Source organism: Robiginitalea insularis, from assembly GCF_052497835.1.
Genome location: NZ_CP199296.1, coordinates 2,231,660 through 2,254,890 on the forward strand (window position 1 = coordinate 2,231,660; position 23,231 = coordinate 2,254,890).

At 41.6% G+C, this 23,231-nt stretch carries 11 protein-coding genes; 6 read left to right on the forward strand and 5 right to left on the reverse strand.

Translation table 11 applies throughout. The features are described from left to right. Positions 1-9: 9 nt before the first annotated feature. Genes ACT6NV_RS10170 through ACT6NV_RS10195 form a run of 6 tightly spaced genes read left to right on the forward strand, consistent with a single transcriptional unit; the run spans position 10 to position 14,798 of the window. Positions 10-1,479, forward strand: coding sequence for a hypothetical protein (locus ACT6NV_RS10170; RefSeq protein WP_445384344.1), 1,470 nt, complete (start codon positions 10-12; stop codon positions 1,477-1,479). Between the two features lie 10 nt (positions 1,480-1,489). Then, positions 1,490-3,454 (forward strand): caspase family protein, encoded by a 1,965-nt coding sequence (locus ACT6NV_RS10175; RefSeq protein WP_445384345.1) that lies wholly within the window; start codon positions 1,490-1,492, stop codon positions 3,452-3,454. Between the two features lie 9 nt (positions 3,455-3,463). Beyond that, positions 3,464-5,179 (forward strand): caspase family protein, encoded by a 1,716-nt coding sequence (locus ACT6NV_RS10180; RefSeq protein ID WP_445384346.1) that lies wholly within the window; start codon positions 3,464-3,466, stop codon positions 5,177-5,179. 7 nt (positions 5,180-5,186) lie between these two features. Next, positions 5,187-8,222: a tetratricopeptide repeat protein gene (locus ACT6NV_RS10185; protein WP_445384347.1), complete on the forward strand. Its 3,036-nt coding sequence runs from the start codon at positions 5,187-5,189 to the stop codon at positions 8,220-8,222. Further along, entirely contained in the window at positions 8,219-9,871 is a 1,653-nt protein-coding gene (locus ACT6NV_RS10190; protein ID WP_445384348.1) for a DUF6531 domain-containing protein, read from the forward strand. Before ACT6NV_RS10185 ends, ACT6NV_RS10190 begins: the two co-directional genes overlap by 4 nt. 37 nt (positions 9,872-9,908) lie before the next feature. After that, entirely contained in the window at positions 9,909-14,798 is a 4,890-nt protein-coding gene (locus ACT6NV_RS10195) for a CHAT domain-containing protein (RefSeq protein WP_445384349.1), read from the forward strand. Between the two features lie 245 nt (positions 14,799-15,043). Here the strand turns inward: ACT6NV_RS10195 and ACT6NV_RS10200 are convergent, their stop codons facing one another. The 5 genes from ACT6NV_RS10200 to ACT6NV_RS10220 are packed head-to-tail and all read right to left on the reverse strand — an operon-like array spanning position 15,044 to position 23,228. Continuing rightward, complete coding sequence (locus ACT6NV_RS10200) at positions 15,044-16,555, reverse strand: DUF5106 domain-containing protein (RefSeq protein ID WP_445384350.1); 1,512 nt, start codon at positions 16,553-16,555, stop codon at positions 15,044-15,046. A gap of 24 nt (positions 16,556-16,579) precedes the next feature. Beyond that, the gene (locus ACT6NV_RS10205) at positions 16,580-16,855 is read right to left on the reverse strand and encodes a hypothetical protein (RefSeq protein ID WP_445384351.1); all 276 of its coding nucleotides are present in this window, start codon (positions 16,853-16,855) and stop codon (positions 16,580-16,582) included. Between the two features lie 7 nt (positions 16,856-16,862). Continuing rightward, the gene (locus tag ACT6NV_RS10210) at positions 16,863-21,308 is read right to left on the reverse strand and encodes a caspase family protein (RefSeq protein WP_445386688.1); all 4,446 of its coding nucleotides are present in this window, start codon (positions 21,306-21,308) and stop codon (positions 16,863-16,865) included. Beyond that, positions 21,292-22,074 (reverse strand): hypothetical protein, encoded by a 783-nt coding sequence (locus ACT6NV_RS10215; RefSeq protein ID WP_445384352.1) that lies wholly within the window; start codon positions 22,072-22,074, stop codon positions 21,292-21,294. The genes ACT6NV_RS10210 and ACT6NV_RS10215 overlap by 17 nt, the downstream gene beginning before the upstream one ends. Next, complete coding sequence (locus ACT6NV_RS10220; protein ID WP_445384353.1) at positions 22,053-23,228, reverse strand: CHASE2 domain-containing protein; 1,176 nt, start codon at positions 23,226-23,228, stop codon at positions 22,053-22,055. Before ACT6NV_RS10220 ends, ACT6NV_RS10215 begins: the two co-directional genes overlap by 22 nt. Between the last annotated feature and the right edge of the window lie 3 nt (positions 23,229-23,231).

Consider the following 23,231-nt stretch of genomic DNA (forward strand, 5'->3'; position numbering starts at 1 on the left):
CCAAGTAAGATGAAAGAGTTGTCTAAGGATGAAATCCATGAGCCGATAAGCATAAAGTATACCCTTCTTAAGTTAGTAATGACAGTTAGTCTTGGTCTTAGCCTTGGTTTTGCTGGAGCTCAGGAACGCTATAGAGTAACCTATGATTACGCCTCCGACAATATCCAGTACCTATTATTAGACAAAAATAATAGAGTTACAGACACCTTAGCTAAACCACGCCTTAAACGCCATAGCCTGATCGAAATAAAACTCACTAATATCAATCCTTTCGCCGTACAAGTCGAAACTGACGTAAAGGAGGAGAACCTGGTGAGTACCAAACAGGGGTTTAATTTCAGTTCGCTCCTTGGGGGGATACAGTCCTTCACTGGAAACAATCTTAATTTAAATGTGACGGACCTTCCTGATAATAGCGTATTTAAGAGCTCAAGAGGGGAGAGCCGTGGTGCTGCGGTAAATTCTGATTTCAGGGAGATTAGCAATACGATTACAACTATTTCTGCTATGCGGTCTTCCTTTGTAGCAGACCTGCTTAACCCAAAGCTTGGTAAAAATGCAATTGAGAAGAGACTAATTGACTTGACAAATACCCAGGTAGATGCCAGACTTCCTGATCCGAACCAAAACTTTCATCTCTACCTGGCTCAGTTGGAAAAGACCTTACTTCAGGATAAATCAGCCTTGGAAGCGACTGTAGGTCAGGTTACTCAGGAATTAGAATCGGAAGCGGATACAGTTGTCGATGTTTCGCGAGGTGCCTTAACAAAGCGCCGTACAGCCATTGGAAATCTTGAAAAAGTCTTGTCAAACCTTTCCGCGTCTACCCAGAATAGTACCCGAAACATTGATGAGATAAAATCCCTTTACACGCTTCTGGAAGCCACAGATTTCGAACAGACGTATGATTATGCCATAGAAGCAGACGAGGTAAACATTGAACTAAAGTTTGTTCAAAGTGATTTTTCAGATGAAATGGATAAAGATGGAGAAAAAAATACACTTAAGACTCGCAACATAAAACTCTACTCCAAAGGAGGCTTTAAAATCAACAGCAGTATTGCACTTACCCTCAATAATTTCGGAACCAAGTCTAAAGACTATTTTGTTGATGAAGAAGGTACGATAGGCGCGGACAATAATGATTATTTTGTCCCCAACCTTAGCACCATGATCAATTTTTATCCCTTTTTGGGACAATCCTTTAATATAGGTGGAAGCTTTGGACTTTCGATTCCTATTGGCGGAGAGGACGCCGTAAAAGGAGTCAATTTCCTCTTGGGGCCTTCCCTTTTCTTTGGCAGCAAAAGCCGCCTTGCACTCTCGGGTGGAGTAGCCTATGGTCCGGTTCAGAAACTCACCAATGGGCTTCAAGTTGGTGACACCACCTCTTTTGGAAGCGTCGAAAACTTTACAAAAACCGTCTACGATTTTGGATATTATTTTGGTATATCCTTTAGTCTGTTTGATATTAAATAGAATTTAAAATATGAGAGTTAAATTCATTACCCTTCTTATTACCCTGCTTCTCATCACTTCTGCTAGGGCAGAGAAATACGGACTTATTATCGCAGTGGGCGACTATCCCCAGAAATCCGGTTGGTCCGACATCAGTTCTGGCAACGACGTGCCCTTGATTAAACAGGCGCTTTTGCTTCAGGACTTTAAGGAAGAGCATATCCAGGTTATTACCGATACCGAGGCTACACGTGCCGGTATATTATCAGCCCTGAATGAGCTTAAGTCCAAAGTTAAGCCTGGAGATATCGTTGTGGTGCATTACTCGGGCCACGGACAGCAGATATTCGATGACAATGGGGAGGAAATAGACGACAAGGATGAAGCCCTGGTACCATATGACGCTTTGGTTAGGTATACTTCTAACTATAAAGGGGAAAATCACATACGGGACGACGAATGGGGTAATATTATTGCCCAGTTTCGGAATACATTAGGAAAGCAGGGACAGTTGCTTATTTTGCTGGACAGCTGCCATTCCGGCTCCAGCACACGCGGTGCCAAAGCCCGGGGCGGAGAAGCCACTTTTGCCCCGCCAGACTGGACCCCATCAAAGCAACAGCACAATTCAGGAAGTGGTTTATTCGAGCGAATACCGCTAAAAGATGATGCAGCACCCTTTGTGCTGATATCCGGAGCTTCTGCCGATGAACTGAACTATGAATACAAGGGTACGGGTTCGCTTAGCTATGCCTTTAATCAAGCCATGTCAGAACTCGGATCCGATTTCACTTACAGGCAGTTGTTCTCCAAGATTGCAGCAACCATGAATGTTATTTCCCCACGGCAGAACCCAACCCTGGAAGGGGATGCAGACTTCCTGGTTTTTAATGGGGAATATGTGCGCCAACAACCCTACTATGAGGTTAAACAGATTCCCCGTACGAAGGTGCTTCGTTTGGCTGCAGGCAAACTCCAGAATCTTTTTGACGAAACTACGGTACTGGTCCTTCCAGCCGGTACGCGTGAAGTTACTGAGGATGCCGTTATCTCTAAGGGCGTTATTACCATGGCCAATTATAATGATGCCATTGTCCAGCTCGAAACCCCTCTTAAAAGTAATAACCCAAAGGATTTCTGGGTTTTTGTTGATACTCCATCCTATGGGGATATGTCATTGAACGTCTATCTGGACCAGAGTCTTAAACGTGGGAAAATCAGCAGTAGACTTCAAGAGGTATTTAAGGAATATGGAGTAATTAATACGGTTACAGATAGTCTTCAGGCAGATGTATTTGTTGAGCTTCGGGGGCAGAAAGTTAATGTTGCTACCATAGGGGGGGTTGAGCCCTTTGTGGAAATCTCTGCATTTGATCAACAATTACCCTATGAGGTTAGCGAGAAAATTGCCGACTTTGCACAGGGTTATTACCTTAAAAACCTGAGTCTTAAAAATTATGACTACGAGTTCGAATTTACCCTATTACCCGTGGAATACGATCCTGCGAATAATAAGGTAGGCGAGTTGCTTGATCCCTTCGATTACATAAAGGACTCTGGTGTATTTGAAGTAGTACCAGGAATGGATCATGTAATGTTACAGGTAACCAATAAAGGCAGCCGTCCCCTGTATTTTAGTATTGTGGAAATCAATACACTGGGACAAATAACTCCTTTTATGCCTAGTAATAAATGTACGCTAAATAATGATGAACGTAAACTTCTACCGGGGAAGTCTATGACTTTCAGCTGTGTCTATAGTTTTGGACCACCCTATGAGACTTTGATTCTCAAAGGGTTTGCTACCGCTGCACCCATCAATTTCAAACCCACTGTTGAAACCAGGGGACAGGCGGCTACAAGAGCTGGGGGTAACCCGCTGGATAAGTTTATCGGAAACACTTACGCCCAATCTCGTGGTTCAGAAGGAACGGCAGTGACGGGTAAGATAGATGGCTTTAGTACTGAGTTTGTTTATAAGATTGTAGCAGAATAAGAGCTTAAAATGAGATTTATACTTCTACTTGTATTGATTTGCCTGTCAATTAATGCAAAAGCAACGATTGAAGGTGGTAGTAGTAAGCTTAAACAAAAAGCAGATATTTATCTAATTTCCATAGGTATAGATGAATACGGAGCTCCTTTTGGTAATTTGATGTCCTGCAAAAAGGATGCACAGAGTTTTAGTGAATTTGTAGGTAGTACATATAAAAAATTTCCAAACATCTCAGAGGCTCGGCAAAAGTTCAGAGCCAGTCTTTTTGACACAATTTATAGATCAGTTCTGCTGGACAAGCAGGCAACTTTAGCAAATATTCGCTCTTCGTTTAAGAATATTATAAAGAAGGCACGTCCTCGGGATATATTTATTTTTCAATATGCCGGATACAGTGTTGAAATTAATGGTTTGACCTATGTTGTGCCGTTTGACTTCAAAAGTAATTCGAATGGGCAACTCCTCAAATATGAAAATAGGCCTGAATCTCTTAATAGATCCAGCTTACTTTCTATTTCAGAAGTCGCTGCGTTGATGGAACAAATACAGGCGGAAAGGCAAATTGTCATTTCGGAGGCCGGAGATGGTCCTGATTTTGCGAAGAATCTGTTAGCCTCGCTCTTTGAATCTAACCCTTATGTAGCGGCTGGAACGCAACGGGAGCGGATTATTTTTACTACCAAGACCTATGGAGTGGAGGGTTACCAATGTCCGGGTAATGAACGCTCGAATGGTGGTTTGTTAATGCACTATGTGCAGGGAAGTGGGAATATTTTACAAGCGTTTTATGAATACGACGCCTATGAATATGCGCTTTGGAAGCAGCAGCTGGGCTGTCCGGATAAAAAAAATTATTTAGCAATTTACAGGGAATCAGATTTCAGGAATATATTGGTCAAAAGTTCGGGGTCTTCGCGAGGTTCCAGCTCAAACTCAATTAAAGAAACATCTGAATCGGTTAATAAGGATAAACAAGGAAAGGTCTATGCCTACTGCTTTGCAACAAACCAGTACGACCACAATAGGGAATGGGCCAATCTAAAGAATCCAATCCCGGATGTAAACGCAATTTCACAGGAACTAAGAAGTCGCTATGGGGCAGAGGTTCAAATATTTCTAAATAGTGACCGCAATTCCATTCTTCGGGAATTGTTTGCCATCAAAAATCAGGTAAACCCTCAGGACAAGGTTATTATTCTTTTTGCCGGCCATGGGTACTTCAGCGAGCAATATTCTGACGGTTTTATCGTGGCAAAAGACAGCAAACCGCTCACTGAAGATTTTACTATGGATTCCTATGTTCAAATGGCGGCAATAAACAGAATGTTAGATAATTTATCGTCCAACCAGATATTGGTCCTTTTTGATGTCTGTTTTGGAGCTTCCTTTGATCTCAACGCTCCGGATATAGGCCTGTCTAATTATTCTAATCTGAAAAGGGATGTTTCTCTGGAAGAGTTTTTGAAAAGAAAATCAGAAAAAAAATCCCGGATCTTCCTGGCCAGTGGCCGGTATGAAGTGCCGGACTACTGGAGGGATTCCTGGGATCATTCTCCATTTGCGGATAAGATTATTACCTATTTGAAAACCGAATCTGAATTCATGTCGCCGGGAAAAATATTTTCTCAATTAGAGGGGAATGCAACTGCTCCTATCTTGAAGCAGTTTGGTTCGCATGAGGAGCAGGCAGATTTTTTAGTTCAGGTAAAGGAAGCAACAAGATGAAGTAAAAATGAGGAATCTCTTAATTATGCATGTTGATTTTCGAGGGATACTCAAGGGTAAAATTCTATTGCTGTTGTGCTTACCACTAATCAGTAATGGTCAAGTCTCTGGAAGAGGTTCTGAAGGAACAGATATTAGTAATACAACTGAGGGGGTCAAAAGGGCATTAGTTATTGGTATTTCCGACTACACAGCCGATGCCCTGAAATTGAATTATGCTGATAACGATGCTGCATTCTTCAGGGAATACCTCGCTAAGGTGGAGCAAATCCCTGAAGACCGTTTGGCCTATCTGGAGGATGAAGAAGCTATTTCCATTAATGTCATGCGGGAGTTCAAGAACCTCATGACGCAGAGCGAGGAGGGCGATACCGTTTTTATTTTCTTCGCCGGTCACGGAGATGTGGTGGATGACTTTGGTGGAGAGGAAGGGTTCCTCTTAGCAGCAGATGCCAATGAACATCAGGAGTATTATGGCACTCAGGGAGTAGTGCCCTTATCTATCCTGAACAGGGTTGTAGACAAGATTACAGGTAATGGAGCACGTGTTATACTTGTACTCGATGCCTGCCGATCCGGGTTTCTCTATAAAGAGGGGGCCCAGAAAAATCTTCAGACACTGAACAATAACTTCCAGAATTCCATCAAGTTCCTAAGCTGTGGCCCGGATCAATTGTCTTATGAAAGCGAGGAAATCGAGCACGGTTTCTTTACTTATTACCTGGTATTGGGGATGATGGGTGCAGCGGATAACCTGGTACAGGACAATAACCTTCAGTATTTCGAATTGGAAACTTTCCTGGATAATAGCGTTAAGAACGAAACCAATCAGCGGCAGATCCCTGTGGTATGGAATCAGAAAGCTACTGATGTATTTAAAGCTGTGGACCCTAGAGATAAAAAATTGGCCATGGAACAGATCGGTTCATCCGCAAGCATAAAAGACCTGCTAGCATCACGTGGAGGAACTGAAAATACCAAGACCATGTACCGATCTATTCCGATAGTACAAGAATTCAACCAGGCTTTAAAAAGTAAGAATTGGATTGGTAAAGAGGGAAGTGCGCATAAGATTTTTCTGAGGGCTTTGAGTGACCCAGCTATTTCTAAAGAAGTTAAGGAAAAAATGAAGTACAGCCTTGTACAGCAACTTTCCTTAAGTGCCCAGCTATTGATAAATACCTATTTGGACGAAGAAGAAATTCTTCCCTCCTCTGATTATTTCGTTCAAAATGCAGCTTACCTGGATATCTGCCTGGAATTGTTGACCCCTGAGGATTTCATTTACGATCGCCTGAAGGTGAGTAAATTATTTCTGGAAGGATACGCCCCTATTCGGAGCAGGAATTACTCTGCCTATCCGGAGGCCAAGCGGAAACTGGAGGAAGCCCTGGCCCTGGAGGACAATGCGGCCTATATTCATAACGCACTGGGGATTCTCTATAATTACGAAGAACGATTCAAGGATGCAGAGAAGCATTACCGAAGGGCCATGGAATTGATCCCGAGTTGGTCCTATCCCGTTAATAATTTGGGCAGTAATTACTACAATCAATATCGTTATGAAGAGGCAGGAGATTTATATAATCAGGCGCTGAAGCTGCAGCTAAAAAACGGATCGGCATTAAACAATCTTGGGGCGATCAGCAAGGGTCAGGGTAAATACGCCCTGGCAGAAAGATTTTTTCATAAGGTGAAAGAAACAACGGGTAAGTATAGTTCTACTACCCTCCGTAACCTCGGCAACCTATACAGGGATAAGGGAGACATTGGAAAAGCCCTGGCTTTTCTGGAAGAGGCTCTGGAAAAACACCCCCGTGATGTATACAACTATTACAGCCTGAGTGATCTGCTTCATGATGAAAAAGTTGATACGGACAGAGCTACGAAGTTGTTAGTCGATGCTATTAAACTTGAGCCCTTTTATTCAAGGGGCTTTGCCAAATACGCTGATCTTTTAAGACGCTATCCAAAAGATGAATCCAGTCTGAAAAAGGCAGATAGCCTATACAGGTTTGCAATTTCCAATGATCCTCATTATGAATGGGCCTATGCTGGCAGAGGCTGGTTATATCATAAACAGCAAAAACCAGAAGCCGCCCTCGCCTCTTTTCAAGAAGGTATTAAAACCAATAATCAAAAGGCCAGGCCCTATTATTATCTGGCTAACTTCTACAAAGATGGGTTAAAGAAGTCTCCAGAGGCCGAAAAGTACTACAAGGAAGCCATTGCCAGGGATTCCTTCTATCTGCCAGCCTATAAAAGCCTTATAGGTCTTTACAATGGTAATAATCAGGAAAATCTTTCGCTGGATTTATTAAAGGGATTGTTGAAATGGCAGTCTGATGCACCGGATATATGGAAGTTGCTGGGAGATACCTACTTTGCTCAGGGAGAACAAAGTCAGGCCATTTTATACTACGGTAAGGCACTGGAGGTAGATTCTACTTATGCCCGAGGTTATGTAAATCTCGCCTACAGCCAGCTTCAAGCCGGTAAAACCATGGAGGCTGTAAAATCCTATGGATCGGCTATCAGGTATAATCCGTTTAACAATAAACCGGAAACCTTTGCTTCTCTTCTGCTAACGGAAAGCAGAAAGCAAAAAAGGGCCGGTAACTTAGACATCCACATTGATATTTTAGAGGCAGCTTACAAATTTGACTCTTCAAATGAAACGGGTCATGCCCTTGCTAATGCCTATTACCAGTCTGAACAGACCCTGGCCGCTCTAGAATTAGCAGAAGAATTCCTCGAAGGTGAAATATCCAAAAGCTGGCAAATCAAATGGATGGAGCTAGCCATAAAAGCTGCAATCGAATTATCACAAAAAGATATAGTAAAACAATATTGGACAACTCTCTTGCATATAGATCCAATAGAGAAACCTATTCTCAGGGCATTGGTGTCTTACAGTCAGGGAGATATAACTCAAGCCAAAGAAATACTGAAAACGGCGAATCCCTTAACCCTGCGTCCCCGATTCCTGCAATCCAGATTTAGTAAAACAACCATAGGGATACTTGAAAACTTGAAACAATGAAACATAAAATACTGATATATGTCCTGGCTATATGCTGTCTAGGACCATTGAAAGCTGGAGTTAACCTGAAAAATGGAAATTTCTATGTGTCATATACAGACATCAAAATGGAATTTTATCAGACGGCATTTAAGTCCATTACCAGGACCTACAATTCACGGGCAAGTGAAATTGGCTACTTTGGATATGGCTGGGGTTCTAACCTCGAGGACCGGATCCATGCTTACCCTGATGGAACCCTCAAAGTAAAGGAAAATGGTGCAGGGAGCTCTACTTATTTCACATCAACATTTGCGACGGAAGAATTGCTCCAATACATGATGGATACTATGGTTGAAGTGGCAATAGAACAAGGGAAAATTAGTAATAACCCGGAGGCTATCCTGAAATATCGCAATGAACTCAGGAATTTGGAGTATCGCACCAGTCGTTGGGATTCATTTGTTTCTCAGGGAGTCCTGGAATTTGAACGTGATTTTCCCGAGGGTATGGAATGGGAGAATAATTCCAGCGGAAATCAAAAGATCGTACGTACGGCAAGTGGGTATCAGCGCACTTATGGTTCGAATCGAAAAACAGAGGACTACGATTTGCTGGGCAGGCTTATACGGCTGGATATGGGAGACGGTAATTACAGCAGCTTGTCCTATGAGGAAGGTAACCTCTCTGAGATTGTCAATGCTGATGGATCGCGTATGAAAATCTGGGTTAACAATGAGGGTTTTATTACTAAGATCAAATCAGATAATGGCACGGCAACTTACGAGTACGATGGTAAAAAGCTTATTAAGGCTACAGATGCTTCCGGATGGTATGCCCTGCACGAATATAATTCTGCTTATGATATGACCCGATTTGAATATTCCACAGGAAAATGGCAGAACATGGAGTACGACACTAAACTGAGTCGGATTAAACGAATTGAAACCAGTGGGGGAGATGAAACGCTATACGGCTATCCTGTATTTTATAAAGAAGATGGTAGCGTGGACGATGACCACTACGGTACCACAGTAACCAAGATGGGGTTCAACGGTCGCGAGGTTACAAATTCCTATGAATGGGTAATTGGCACTAATGCACGCGGAAAGCGTTACAGCAAGATTATTGCCACCACCATCAACGGAATACGGACTTCTACCGAGTACGACGAGGTGTGTAACATGCCACTGGTAATTGAGAGGGGGAGGTCTAAAACAACCTTCAAGTACAACAACCGCTGCCTGATGATTGAAAAACTCTCAGCAAGGGGAGATTCGGTTTACCTGCGTTATGATGACAAATGGGATAAAATCAGCTATGTCAAAAACAACCAGGGTGAGACCGAATTCCAGTATGATGCCAAAGGAAACCTGGTTTTTGCCCAAAAAAAAGGAGGACCCTGGGTGCGCCTTAGCTATAATCCCGATGGAAAGATCAGCAGTATGGAACAGGAAGACAAGACCTTGCTGTTTTCATACAACAGCATCAACAAGCCGGCCAGCATTACCATGGAAGGGGTTGGCTCCATTGAGGTGGCCTATGACAGGAACGGGGACATCAAAAATGTCCAAAGCGCAGAAGGACATTCCATGGCCCTGAAGGTTACCCAGGCGTTTCAATCTTTACTTAGCCTTGTTAAGCCAGCGGGTGTAAATTTAAATATGTAGAAGTCCATATTCAAATAATCCTCAATTAACCAACGTCTTGATAAAACAGGTAAAAATAGGCCTAAAGTGGTCACGGGTTATCAGGCGTTTCTTTCTTTTGCTATTCGGGCTTTCGGCATTATATGGGTATTCACAGCAGGATGTGGAGAATTGGGAAAGCTTGCTGAAGGAAGGAAAAACCCTCATGATGGATGGGGAATACCGAAAGGCTACGGAGCGGTTTTTTACAAGCTATAAGTTATTGGAGCCCAATCTGGATCAGGAGCGAACCAAGGCAACCACTTCTCTGTATTTTATGGGTAAGGCCTTTGCGCTTCTAGGAGAATTTGGGCAGGCGCTTAACTATCTTCATGGGGCTATTGAAAATATTTTGATTGAAAAAAAAGGAAAAAGTCATCCTCATTACGGGGAAATATTAAAAGAATATATTCAAATCTACAAGACTATTGGGGATCACAGAAATGCCCTTTCTACGATTATACTCTCAGAATTCAAAATTCCAGGGCTCTCCCCAGATCAACAAAAAGCTATTAATCTGAGCTATACCTATGCCTGGTATAAGCAGGTTAGATGGGGACTACTGGGCAATGCCGGAAATGATTTTGAAAGCATTTTAAAATGGAAGGAAGAGAACTACAAGCAGTTCATTCAAACATATAGAGCATCATCAAGGGTGGAACGAAATAGGATAGAAGGTATAATGAAACCCATCGCAATGGCAGCACAAAAAGCCACAGAATTAAGTAGGCTTAACCAGATGGAGATAAACGACTATTACAGTCCTTTTCAACCTAGGCACTTTTCAAATTCTTGGAGTGTTAATCGTGAAATGTCCGATATCCAAGAAAAATATCCAGATTTTCCATTTCGCCTAAGTCTATTAGTATTTGAAAACCTTTTCAAAATTGAATCTCAAAAGAGAAAGTATCCATATGATCTCTATTCATTAGATCAGATCAAACAGGAATTTATTTCACGTTTCGGTGAAAAACATAGCTTGGTTTCGGAGTTTTTATATTTAGAGGGCCTGGGAAATTTCTATTGCGGAAGTACTCAAAAAGCCGAAGCAAAGTTTCGGGAGGTCCTCACTAAGGTAAGGTCAAAGGAGTCGAAAAACATTCATTTGGAAGCGAAGACGCTGGCCAAATTGGCCGAATGCCTAATTCTGAATAAAAAAGAAAAAGAGGCTTCCCAGATAGGCCTGGAGGCACTAGAGAAATTAGATATTTCCGAAAGCAAACTCTTTCCAAATTATCATCAACAATCCTTTAAAATCCTTATAGAAACAGCATTGCTTGGCTTGAAACATTCTTGGAATGGTAAGAAAATGGATCAGGACCAAAACCAAGATGTGCTACTTGAGTACATTGACGCTGAACGAGAACGAATACATGAGCTTAAAGCATCGGTTCCAAGGGATGTTATTGGAGAAGAGAGCCATATACGATTTGAAAAAGCTTTTGAAAAACTTGAAGCACGGGTTGCAGCTTTTTCGAATAATCAATCAATAAAGAATCACCTTCCCTTGACAAAGGAAGATAATAGAATTATGGCACCTCCTATTGCTTCCCTGCCTCCCATAAGGGTGCCTCTGCCCGACTCAACAAACGTTTCCGATGCTGCAATGAAGGTGAAATCCTGGAAGGAGGGAATGAAACAAGGAGAAAAGTTGATGGATTCTGAAGATTACCCAGGCGCTGCAGATGCATTTTACAAGTCCTATAGAAGCCTGGATAATGACCAGCCCGATTTTACTGAAAAAGCGGTTCCTGCCCTATATCAGCTAAGCAAATCGGTTTCAGAGCAGTGGAAATATGATATGGCCCTTACCTATTTGCATGAGGCTACTCGATTGTTGATTCTCAAAGGAAACGCAAGAATGAACCCCTACTATGATCGTATCATGAAACATTATATAAATCTTTATAAAGTTTTAGGTGATATACATGAGGATTTTGAAAATCTCCTTTTGTCTGTGGTTTCAGCCACTGATTTACGATCTCCGTTCCTGAGTCAGCAGGAACAAAATCGAATTGACGATAGTTTCCTGTATCTCTTCCTTCTACTAATACAGGATCAAAAAAAACTTGCCTTGGATTATCTTAAGAAATTACATATTCCGTCGGAGTTTTTTATTGAAAGAGATGAAGAGCGCTGGCAAAACAGGATATTCAAAATGGGAATAGAACCCTTGGATATGAAAAAACAGGCACTTGAAACTATTTCAAATTATGTTTTTGGTATGGAAATGGAATACTCCTTAGGGGATCCTATAATTGCTAAGGCTCGGGAATTGTTTCCTTTTTTTGAACCGTATTATGAATTTTATCATCATAAGGAAGCAATGATGGCATTGGATAGAAATGTCAATGATGATATAGCCCCACCCTGGGAAATAGTTTTCAATCTAGAAGATAAACGAAAGGGCTTTATTCCAAAAATTGGCCAGAACCATGATTTGAATATTCGCTCCTTAAATTCTTTAGGGAATGTGTATTCAATAATTGGGATGAATGATAAAGCGCTTTCGCTTTATGAAGAAGCCTTACAATTACTTGAGGGAAGTGGATCGCAGAATTTTACTCTGCTTGAGGAACTCAATTTAAATATTGCTAGCCATTTACTTGATTACCGTAGGTTTGAAGAAGTAGGAGCCCTGTTGAAAAAGGTACAGTCCAATTTAATTGACAAAATGGTTAATTCTAGCCCACTTTATGAGGAATATTACACATCTCTTCTGTCGAGGACACAAAGGCTCGAATCGAGATTAAAGAGCGAATTGGGAAAAACTAATAATGTTGAAATGTCGCTTGGTTATTACAATTTCGAAAATCAGAAGGAATATTCGGAAGAAGAAAGAAAAAAGCAGTATGAGTTGTACCAGGAAGAGCAATATGATTGGTCAAGAGGCTATCCTCATCCAATTAACAGAAATCTACATGCACGGGCGGCAGTTTTAATGGGTGTTAAAAGCTACAGCCCGGAATTAGAAGAACGAAAAGAAGAATACATGAAGGCATTGGAAAAGTCGCGTTTGATGGATTTGAGTTGGGCACGGAAAGATTTTGACAAATTGTTACGGTATCTACCTTTTGAAATAAGAAAAGAGTATTTGGAATTACTATTAGAGACAGAAGAGGTCTATGAATACAACTTATCCAAAAGCGATCCGGAACTTGGCAATCTATATAGTATTCTAGCAGAAACCTACGAACGAATCGGTAGCCTTGAACTGGCTCTCCAATACTATCTCAAAGTTAATGACAACCTGATCGCCCAGGTAAAGGAGATTTTTACTTTCAGCAATGAGGAAGAGAAAAAGGACTTTATCGAGAAGCTGTCGGGCAATTTCAACTATCTCAAAGCCGCAGGCTACCGGGAGCAGAAGGACCTCTCACTCAATGAGATCAATCTAAACAATGAGTTGTTATTGAAAAACCTGTTGCTTAATACTTCCCGGGATCTACTAACATCACTTAAAGGACTTAAGGAAGTAGATGTTGAAAAAAAATTAGCTCATTTTGAACAAGTACGTGAATTATGGAGTTCTCAAATGACCTTGCCTAAAGCGGTTCGACAAATCGACACGGACAGTCTGGCGGAAGTGAAAGTCTCCCTTGAAAAATCCCTGGTTAAGATTTATTCTGAACGATTTGGGGAAAGTGTGGATTATACCCGCAATTGGAGACTCATCCAAGATGAACTTGGTCCAGAGGAGCTGGCCATTGAATTCAGCCACTATACCACCAACAAGAAGAAAGAGGCGAGAACGTTTTACCAGGCTTACCTGATCCATAAGGACTGGGAGACCCCCAAACGAATACCCCTGTTTGAAGCCAATAAATTAAAAGAACTGCTGGCCGGAAGTACTCCCAATACCCTCTACAAGGTGCGGGGTTCGGTGGGCCAAAGCATAAAAGTAAACCAGGCCTCCGTGTATGAGCTTATCTGGAAACCCATAGAGGACTACTTGCAGGATATCGAGACAGTTTACTACGCCCCCAGCGGTATGCTGCACCAAATTCCCCTGGCAGCCCTGTCCAGAACAGAATCGGAGATCCTGGGCAACCAGTACGACCTCGTACAACTGAGCAGCACCTCTTTGGTTGGCAGCCTTACCCAAGAGGTACAAACCAATACCTCTTTGCTGGTTGGAGGCGTACAGTACGATTACATGCCAACATCAAAACAAAAAAGCACTGACGCTTCAGAAGGCCTGAGCGTCTTGCTCGAGAGCAAGGCAGGAGCCAACCGCAGCCGAGGGGAAAGCTGGAATTACCTGCCGGGGACAGATACAGAAGTGGAAAACCTTAAAGCGCTTTACGAGCAACGGCAACTTAATTATTCCGCACTATCCGGCCCGCAAGCCTCAGAGACTAACTTTAAAGCATTGAGCGGAAACAGCCCCAATATCCTGCACATCGCTACCCACGGCTTCTTTTTTGAGAACCGGGAAAACACTCTGACCGATCCCGGTAGTTTGGGCAGTTCAGTCTACAAATATGCTAATGATCCACTGATCCGCTCCGGCCTGGTGCTCTCAGGAGCCAATTATGCCTGGAAAAACGGTAACAACCCCTACCAGGAAGAGGATGGGATCCTGACCGCCCTGGAGATCTCTAACCTGGACCTCTCACAGACCGATATGGTTATCTTAAGCGCATGCGAAACCGGTCTTGGAGACATCGAAGGCAATGAAGGGGTTTACGGCCTGCAGCGGTCCTTTAAAATGGCGGGAGTAGACATTTTGGTGATGAGCCTTTGGGAAGTGCCCGACCAGGAAACGGCAGAGTTTATGGGCTTGTTTTACACGCAATGGCTGCAGGACAAAAACGTTAGAGCTGCCTTTTTAGACACCCAAAGACAAATGGCCAAAAAATATCAGGACACCCCTGAAAAATGGGCCGCATTTGTATTGGTGGAGTAGAATATTACAGGCTTTTCATAAGGTAATATCGCACTGCTAAAATGACATTAGAATTTCTCAGATTATATCCAGATTTCCTTCCTGCATCCTGCATACTTTCTTTATAAATGATGTTTTTAGCATTATCCAAAGTAAATAATTGAGTTGTATTGGGAATAACCCTTGTGAAGTAGAAAAAGATATCCGTCCAGTCCTGAATTATCTATATTTCTCTCAGAAACGGTAGCCTTTGTCGTGAAGCCCAGTTAGTTCAGAAGGTTATCTAGAATTGAATAACACTGTTTTAGTCTGATGTCTTTAGCGACAATCTTTTTCTCCTTATCCAGAATAAAATTTTTCTTATTTCTAAGGAAATTTCGCATTGAGTAGTATTCATCTTTTTTTAGAAATACTATAAATTCAGGAATTTTGATCTTGCGCCCATACCTCTCAACAACATTTCTTGGACTGCCATCCGGTAATTGAGGATATAGGGTAACGATTTGTACTCCTCGGTCTTCATAACTATCCTGAATTTCCCCTAAGTGATGCATATCCAATACGTCAAAATTTTCCAAAGAGTCCGATACAGGTAAGTGCAGCAATATGATCTCGCCTTTTAGTGAAAATAATGAACCCGCTGTCCCCATTAGGGTTTTAAATTTGAAGTTTCTCATTTCCTTTCCTATCAGGATGGGTTCGAGTTTGTTTGCAGTGTCAATCATCTTATTCAGCGTTTCTTCAGCTACCCATGGGGCTTCCCCACTTTCATAATACTTTTTTACGATATGCACATAAATAGCATCAAATCCTACGTATTTGGACTCAGCGTATTTGTTTACCTGCATGATGATAAAATTTTTGTAAGCCTCGGTATTGGACTTCATGAATCCGGCGAGCTTATCAATTTCCTTAATTAAGGAATCTGGTTGCTGAGATACCATATTCTCCAGATAGGTACTGATTGTACTGTGCCATTTAGGTGTCCGGAGCATTCTGGTATCCGTTAGGTCAATATTGTCGAAATAATGAGCTTTGCTATAACGGTATCGAAACAGCTTACATTCTTCATCCGAAAGATTTTCGCAAGGGGGTATTTTCACAAATGAGGATGATTTCAATAATTTAGAAACAAATAGTTCGTTATGCCTTTTAAGGATGCTGTTCCTGTATTCTTCAATATTGGATTCGATTATTTTTTTTTCATCTTCTATAGTTTCCTTTTTACTTCCAGATGTGTCCTTTAAAGATTCATCCAGATCTTTTATACTGTAACGTTTTCTTTTCAGGTAATTGATCCAATCCCAAAAAACTCGGTTTTCTTCAGATTTATTGATTACAATGTCTGTTTCTCCTCCCTGATGGAAAGCTTCAAATTCCACTTTTTCTTCATTATTGAGGATGATCTGAAAACTATTTTGATTATTATCAAAGGTTATTAAATACAATCCATCCGGATATTCCCCCTTAAAGGTAAATGACCCATCTACTGCTGTAATGGTTGAGTCCCTGATATAAGTCTTATCCAAGAAATAATAGGCAAGCCTTATCTTATCTCGTTCTCGTTTTAAACCGCTAATTTTACCTTTTATGGTTGTTTCTATAGGTTCTTCTTGATTTTGCTCATTAATTTCTTCCCTCTTTTCAATTTCTATTTCTGAATTTGAATCTGATTTGGTTGAAGATTCTGGTGTTTGCGTAAGCTTAGCCGAAGATTTTTGCCCGGAATTACAACTTACGGTGAGAAGAATAAGGAACAAGGCGTAAATCATTTTCATAAGTCAAGAATTGAATGTTGAAGGTTAATTCGTCTTATCGACCGTAATATACTTTTCCGGGAACCATATAACTGGTTCCTTATGGGATTTCCCATACATGGTAAACCCCAATTTATTTATTTCTTTATCAGTTGCATTTAATATAGTGTAATCTGCCGGGATAGTCTGATTGTGGAAGACCTGGGTCCAGATCAATTGCAGAGCTTCTTCCTCATGATATGCACTTACACCAAATTGGTGACAGGCAAAGAGATTGGGATCAAGCTCAATAATATAATTTTGTAGTTTTTTGGATGCCATATTTGTTTTATTTCAGTACCCAGTCCCATTCAACATTCTCTTGTCTTGCTGTTGGTTTTTGTTTCCCTCCTGTAAGTTCGGTTACGTTTTGATAAATATATTCCCTCAGTTTAGAAATACGTAAATCCCCTAATTCATAAAGGGCATTTAAAAAACTGTAGGTAAACACGCCATTGCCCCAGGCCTCGCTTTCAAATGCAAATTCCCGCCCCCCTGCAGCTGAAATGATATATGAGCCATTCCCCCGGCTGAGGTCATAGAATAACGACTGCATTAATTCAAAACTATTTTGAAGCCCGGCTTTCTTGTTTGATTTGACAACTACTGAACCCTTGGCTCCTTCAGGCAGGTGTTGTTTTATATTTTCATTGGTGAGAGCTACGGTTTCCAGTTCCTCCTCCGAATCGATTTCCCCGCTGTTACAGGCATCTAAGAGCAATAATTTTCGTCGAGCAGGGATACCATCTAGTAATGATTGAATTTCTTCGTAGGAAAACCCTCTTTTTTCAGGATCTTCAAAATTCACGTCGTGGGTTGCGAAATAGAAATTGCCTGCTTCATTAACTAGGCCGTGCCCTGAAAAAGAAAGGATAACAATGTCGTTTATGCTTGTTTGCATCAGTTTGCCCTTCAATTGCCGCAGGGACTCACGTGTAACAGCCTCGTTCAGCAGGGTATCTATAATATCAAGACGGTCAGTAAAGCGATAGGAGAGTTCCGCGCTTGTGCGCCGTACATCTTTATCGGCATAGCGAAGATTCATGGTAGAATCTGCATAGCGGGATACCCCAATGCCGGCATAATGAATACGGCTGGGTGATACCGCGGCGGTATTGGTGATTTTAAAGGCAACCGGATCACTTTCAATCCCGTTTTCGCCGATCCCAACTATGGTTACCGTATTTTCGCCTGAATTGAGTTCGATGGATTTCGTGGTCTGGGACTCATTGGGCTTCGGCTCATGCGATGCTACAGGAACACCATTGATAAATACCTGTAGGCTCTTTAATTTCGAAGAAAAACTCAGGTTAAGGTCGAGTCTCGGATTATTGGTAGCCAAAGGGATGTCCGTACGATTGGTCAAGGTTACCTCCGGCTGTTTCAAAGCCAGGTAATCTGTATGTTCCTCGAAACCGTTGCGTCTAAGGCGTTTCAAATAAGCTTCCCGGTACAGGGCTACCCTGTCCTTTGGTGCAAACCCCAATTTGTCCAGGATGATATCCGGCCGGTTGAGGAACAGTTCATAGTTCAATAAGGGAAATGCCTGCGTGCCTCTTACAAAATGGTATTTGCGAATGTCTTTTTTCGCAGCTTTAAAATAACCTTCCGGCGTAAGCCAGACCAGTGCGGTATTTTCCTCCGCATCTTCAGAAAAGTTTATGGATACATCGAGTTGAAGAGAGGGAATATCCATCACCTTTACTTCGGAGTTGGCCATAAGCACATACAGCTTATTCCCCAGGCGCTCGAAGGACCGGATTTCGGATCTCCCTAATCGGATTTTCTTGATGGGGGATTGTATTTGCGGGTCCCAAATAAAAAGGGAACCTGAAAGGCTTCCCGCCAGGAAGAGGTTCTCGTCTTGCAGGTAAAATGCCCGGCTGAGCCATTCCCGGGCGTAATAATGGGTTTTTTCACCCGTAGAGGCATCAACCTTTATCAAATCATCATTTTTCACAGCCAGATATTCCTTTTCGCTGACAATAACCTCCACGCGTCCTGAGAGTGTGTGCAACAATTCCATGGAGGGGATTTCGTAAATACGGGTTTTGGCATTGTTTCCCAGTAGTGAATCCTGCTCATAAAGGGCCAGCCGATCTTCGGATCCCATAAAGTACGCCTCATCAACGATATGATCCATGGTTTTCTTTTCTGCCCTTCCATTAGGAATGTCTATCAGGTACAGGTCTACTCCGGCCTTTCTTAGAATATCCCACTTATAAGCCAGGGCATAGGTGCCCTGCGGAGAGCGAATGGTCTTGTTAGGTCCGGGGAAACCTGGTTCCTTCGGGAGCTCAAATGCCTGACTGGTCCATACAGGATTCTCCAGGTCGCCTGGATCACAAATTGAAAAGTCTACGTATGGCCGCTCCCGGTTTTCAAAGTACATATTTGTTTTGGTGAGCAATACCTTGTCGTTGAAAGGCCCCTTGAGTATTACACTATTGTAGAAGGATGGGATTTCTCTCAGGGTTTCAAGCGTACTCTGGTCGATGACGTATTGATTGCGGAATAATAATCTCCCAGAATCGGAAAGGGATAGATCTGCTTTTTCAGTAAACTTACTTTTAATAAGGTTCCAGGATAGGTGTTCTTTAAGATTAGGGTCATAGGTCTTGAGGAATTCTCCATCGGCATAAGTGATTCCTTCAGCTGTATGAAAAAGAAAGGATTCACGGGGTAGCTGAAAGCGGTCTTTAATTTTTCCCTCCCGGTAATGAAAAGCCGCCACCTCCGCGCTATCGGCAAAAGAGTTGGCTTTCCAGGAGATCAAATAGGCTTCGTCAGCCCCCGTTAAAATTTGGATCTCCTGTTCGCTGTCATATTCCAGAATCCTTTTGGAGAGTCCTCTACGGCCCATAATGTTAAGGCTTTGATCCGACTTATAGGCGACCTTTCCAGATCCTAGCGAGATGTACCAGGGGATCTCCTCAGAGCCAGGTATCTGATCAATCTTTCCGGTTTTTGGATCCCAAAATTGGATGGGGCCATACCGCCTGTCGTATTCTTCATAATTTGGTTTGAGGTTATAATCTGTCTGGTTAAAAGTAATAGTGCCAGTATTGGAGTCGTATTGAAAGTTAATAAGATCGCTGGCGTAAAATTCTGCTGAATTGTTATTGTATTCTTCCTTGAATTCCCAACCTCCATTTTTTGAATACGAAATCCTCCAGATGCGGGCCTCTCCATCATTGCAAATCCAATCTTTATTCGCTAACTGAAAACATCGAACGGTACTGCCAAATTCGGCAGTCCCGATATCTATATTTTCCCCATCTCCAAAACCCTCTCTGAACGCTTTGCTGTGCATTTGACCACTTTCAATATCCAGTAGATGGATATTGAAATCAGAATATGATTTTTGGCTGAAACTTTCAAAAATTAATACATCTTTTTCAAGACCTGGAAAGGCTGCTATAATTTCGTTTTGGAAAGGGTAGGCATGCAGTTTGGAACGGCTTGGCAGATCCCACCAGCTTAACCATTTCCCCGAATTTACCAGCATGGTTTTCTTATCCTGGAATAGTTTTATTCTGCCTCCTTCCAGGCGATTGTTCTGGATAAAGATCTCTTCCGGGTTAAACAGGGTGTCCTGTTCCCGGAAATCTTCAATTCCAGAATATGTGACCATATCCTTTAACGAGTATTTATAAAATCCGTTTTTGCTATTAGGATTCAGTCCAATGTCAGATTTCGGGCCATAAACTATTATGTCGTTGTCGTTTATTCTGAAAAAGCCCTGAATTCGGTCAAAGGGGGTAAGGTTAGACCAGATCTGTGTATTTAGGATCTCCTTTCCATATACTCTTTCTTCAATCTGCCGGTTTGAATTGCTCCAAACGCGATCACCAATTATGCGGTGTCCAATTTCGAGATCCTTCGGCAGGCTCTCGGCTTCGGCTAATGGTTTGACCTTAAAAATGGAAATAGTTTCATTTGGCATTTTAGAAAACCTTCCATCGAAAGTAAGGGCAAGATAGGTGCCTTCTGAATTGAATTCCAAATCTTTTGGAACTCCTTTCAGTAAGCATGTTTCCTGTATTGCCATATCTGGTAGGTTACGTATCTCCAGGCTATATCGAAGGCTGTCTGGTCCCTTTGGTGAATGGTGGTAGTACACCAGGGCTGCTAGATTATTGGAGGGAGCTACTTGTATTTTTCGTATAATTCCTGAGGCAGGTTTTGAAATGTTTTCAGGGTAATAGGTGATTTCCCCTTTCATGGGTATAGGATATTGATGCTGTACCTGATTATTATTGGGAATAAACCATTGGTTGTATCCGTAGAGATAGTGTTTTTGATCGGTGGCAAAACTGAGATAAACATTACCAGGAAGCTTATTTGGCATAGGTTGCTTTGCCTTGAGGTCGTATACGATAATAGAGTCTTGGGGATATTCGTTGGAGTCGAAACTTAACCGAAAAGAGCCTTCATAAAAGGAAAACTCTTTATACTTAGCTAAGAGTGAATTTGGATTTGATTCCACGTATTTAAGAGATTCAATCCCAAAATTTTCCATCTGAGCCACAGGTAGACTATCCTTGATTTGGAATTGATCTACGTCAAGGAGATAGATGTATTTATTATCAGTAAAAGCAATCTCCTTTTTGTCTGCTCTTAATACTGCAGCGGAGATCGAATTAGTAGTTTCAATAAAATCTTCCTGACCATGAATGACAAGGCCGGATGCCAAAAGAATCAGGAAAAGTCCCTTTTTAAAGACAGAGTCCATAGGTTTCACAAAGAATTTTTTCGATTTCCGATTCGTTTAGACCCAGTGACTTTAAATCTGTTTCTAGAGGCTTCATATCCTCTTTATATTCATGGTAGATATTGCGATCAATGAGGTTAAAATTCCAATGGTTGATATTCTTGAAATTGGGATAGGCTTCTTGGGTAATAGCCCATTTATACTGCTCACCCTCTTTAAGCAGGGTACTTTGCCTGAATAGATTAATTTGAGTTCCTGAAACTTCTGCTTTCAGAATCAGATTATCTGATGAATCCCACAAAAAAAAGAAAGATGTTTCCACTACCTGAATTTTCCAGCGAAAATTAATTTTTGCTGATGCGATGCTCGCGCTATCTGGGGGAAAAAGCATTGGAATGTCTCCTCTGAATACCCCACCTATTATTGCTGCATTTTCACCATTTCTAATAAACTCTTGCCAGAGGTACCTGAAGTACTTTGTGGTAAGTCCTGACTTAGGTTTTTGTAGGGGTAAGTCCAGTATCTTCTGTAAGTTAAATCGGCCTGGATTATCCACCTTGTAGGCAGCACCTTTCTTATCTATCGCAGTTAGTTCCGCTCCCTTCTCAAGTACCAAAGCGTCCATTTTCCTTATAAATTTTCCCTTTTCGGCTCGTATGATTGAGCCTTGAATGCTGGAAAACATAACATTGCCCTGGGTTTTGAAAATGAGCAGACTATCCTGAGGTTTAACTGAGAACACACTGCCTAACAAAAGCATTAATGTTATAACATACTGCTTTTCCATCCGAATTTCTTGTTTAAATATTCAACCAGATAAACATAGAAGTCAATGAACTCAATACCAAATACCGCAAGAATTACAACCGGTAAGGTAACCAGGTATACATTGATGTTTAGAAGCAATAATCCAATATAGACTATGACAGCTGAAACGCCCAATTGGATGACCTTTACCGTGATGTCGTAAGCGAGATTACTTCTTCTGTAAATACGCATTCCAATATAAACTGTAAAATAGGTAATTATAAACGCGAGAATATAGGTCCAAAAAGGGGAAACATGCTTTATCTGTAAGTGGTTTTTAAGCATGTTCAAAATATTAGCATGTATAACTACACCAAACATATCCGGTACGGAACGCCCAATAAATATTGGGTTCAAAGGAGTGAAGTGCTTGTCTTCAATATCAAATTGCGAACGTTTTTGAGGTCCAAGATATCCAAGGATAACTATGGATTCCTCCATGGTGTTGATCTTTGGATTTTCGATGATTTCTTCTAATGTGTAGTTCATAAAAGAATCCTGATTTCCTATCCATTTAATAGGCATAGGCCTTTTTAGTTCTTTCTCAGGGTAGGCCTGGTCTATCCAACCAGCTTCCATCGCTAGCCTTACTGCGAATGAAAACTCGGTACTATCATCTGTTTTTCTTACTCCTTGAAACTCCCGGATTACGCGAGAGTATTCGGTGCTCAGCTCTAGGTTGATATAACCCGATTCCATTAATGGAGTTTCAAAATATGGATGATTCTGTACTACGCTATCGCTTTCCCTGTAATAGGAGTGAACTATGGGTATATCCCCAGAGAAGGAGTCTTTGAGCAGTGAATCTAATAAGGAGGATCGCCTTTCTTTGAATATGATATCAAGACCAATAGCAGCAGGCTTCAAAGCCTTGATTTTATCTATGCCTGCTGCGATTTCAAACCTGTTGGCCTGATCGATATTAACCAAAACGATTTTGGGATTGTATTCTTTCTTGTTCATCCCCTTTGCATAATATATGTCTGTGAAACGGAAATCCTTGAAAGTGGCTTCAAAGGGATCCAGTATAGAAAAATTCACAAAAAGAATGTATAGGAGACCTGTAAGTATAAAGGTGAACACAGTGGCGAAAAATGCGTCCTTAGATAGTATGGGTAAACGCAAGGACCTCATAGT

Coding starts and splice junctions, on each gene's coding strand:
- ACT6NV_RS10210 (WP_445386688.1), bottom strand. CDS start 21,308: ATGGACTCTGTCTTTAAAAAGGGACTTTTCCTGATTCTTTTGGCATCC.
- ACT6NV_RS10185 (WP_445384347.1), top strand. CDS start 5,187: ATGAGGAATCTCTTAATTATGCATGTTGATTTTCGAGGGATACTCAAG.
- ACT6NV_RS10220 (WP_445384353.1), bottom strand. CDS start 23,228: ATGAGGTCCTTGCGTTTACCCATACTATCTAAGGACGCATTTTTCGCC.
- ACT6NV_RS10170 (WP_445384344.1), top strand. CDS start 10: ATGAAAGAGTTGTCTAAGGATGAAATCCATGAGCCGATAAGCATAAAG.
- ACT6NV_RS10190 (WP_445384348.1), top strand. CDS start 8,219: ATGAAACATAAAATACTGATATATGTCCTGGCTATATGCTGTCTAGGA.
- ACT6NV_RS10175 (WP_445384345.1), top strand. CDS start 1,490: ATGAGAGTTAAATTCATTACCCTTCTTATTACCCTGCTTCTCATCACT.
- ACT6NV_RS10200 (WP_445384350.1), bottom strand. CDS start 16,555: ATGAAAATGATTTACGCCTTGTTCCTTATTCTTCTCACCGTAAGTTGT.
- ACT6NV_RS10180 (WP_445384346.1), top strand. CDS start 3,464: ATGAGATTTATACTTCTACTTGTATTGATTTGCCTGTCAATTAATGCA.
- ACT6NV_RS10215 (WP_445384352.1), bottom strand. CDS start 22,074: ATGGAAAAGCAGTATGTTATAACATTAATGCTTTTGTTAGGCAGTGTG.
- ACT6NV_RS10205 (WP_445384351.1), bottom strand. CDS start 16,855: ATGGCATCCAAAAAACTACAAAATTATATTATTGAGCTTGATCCCAAT.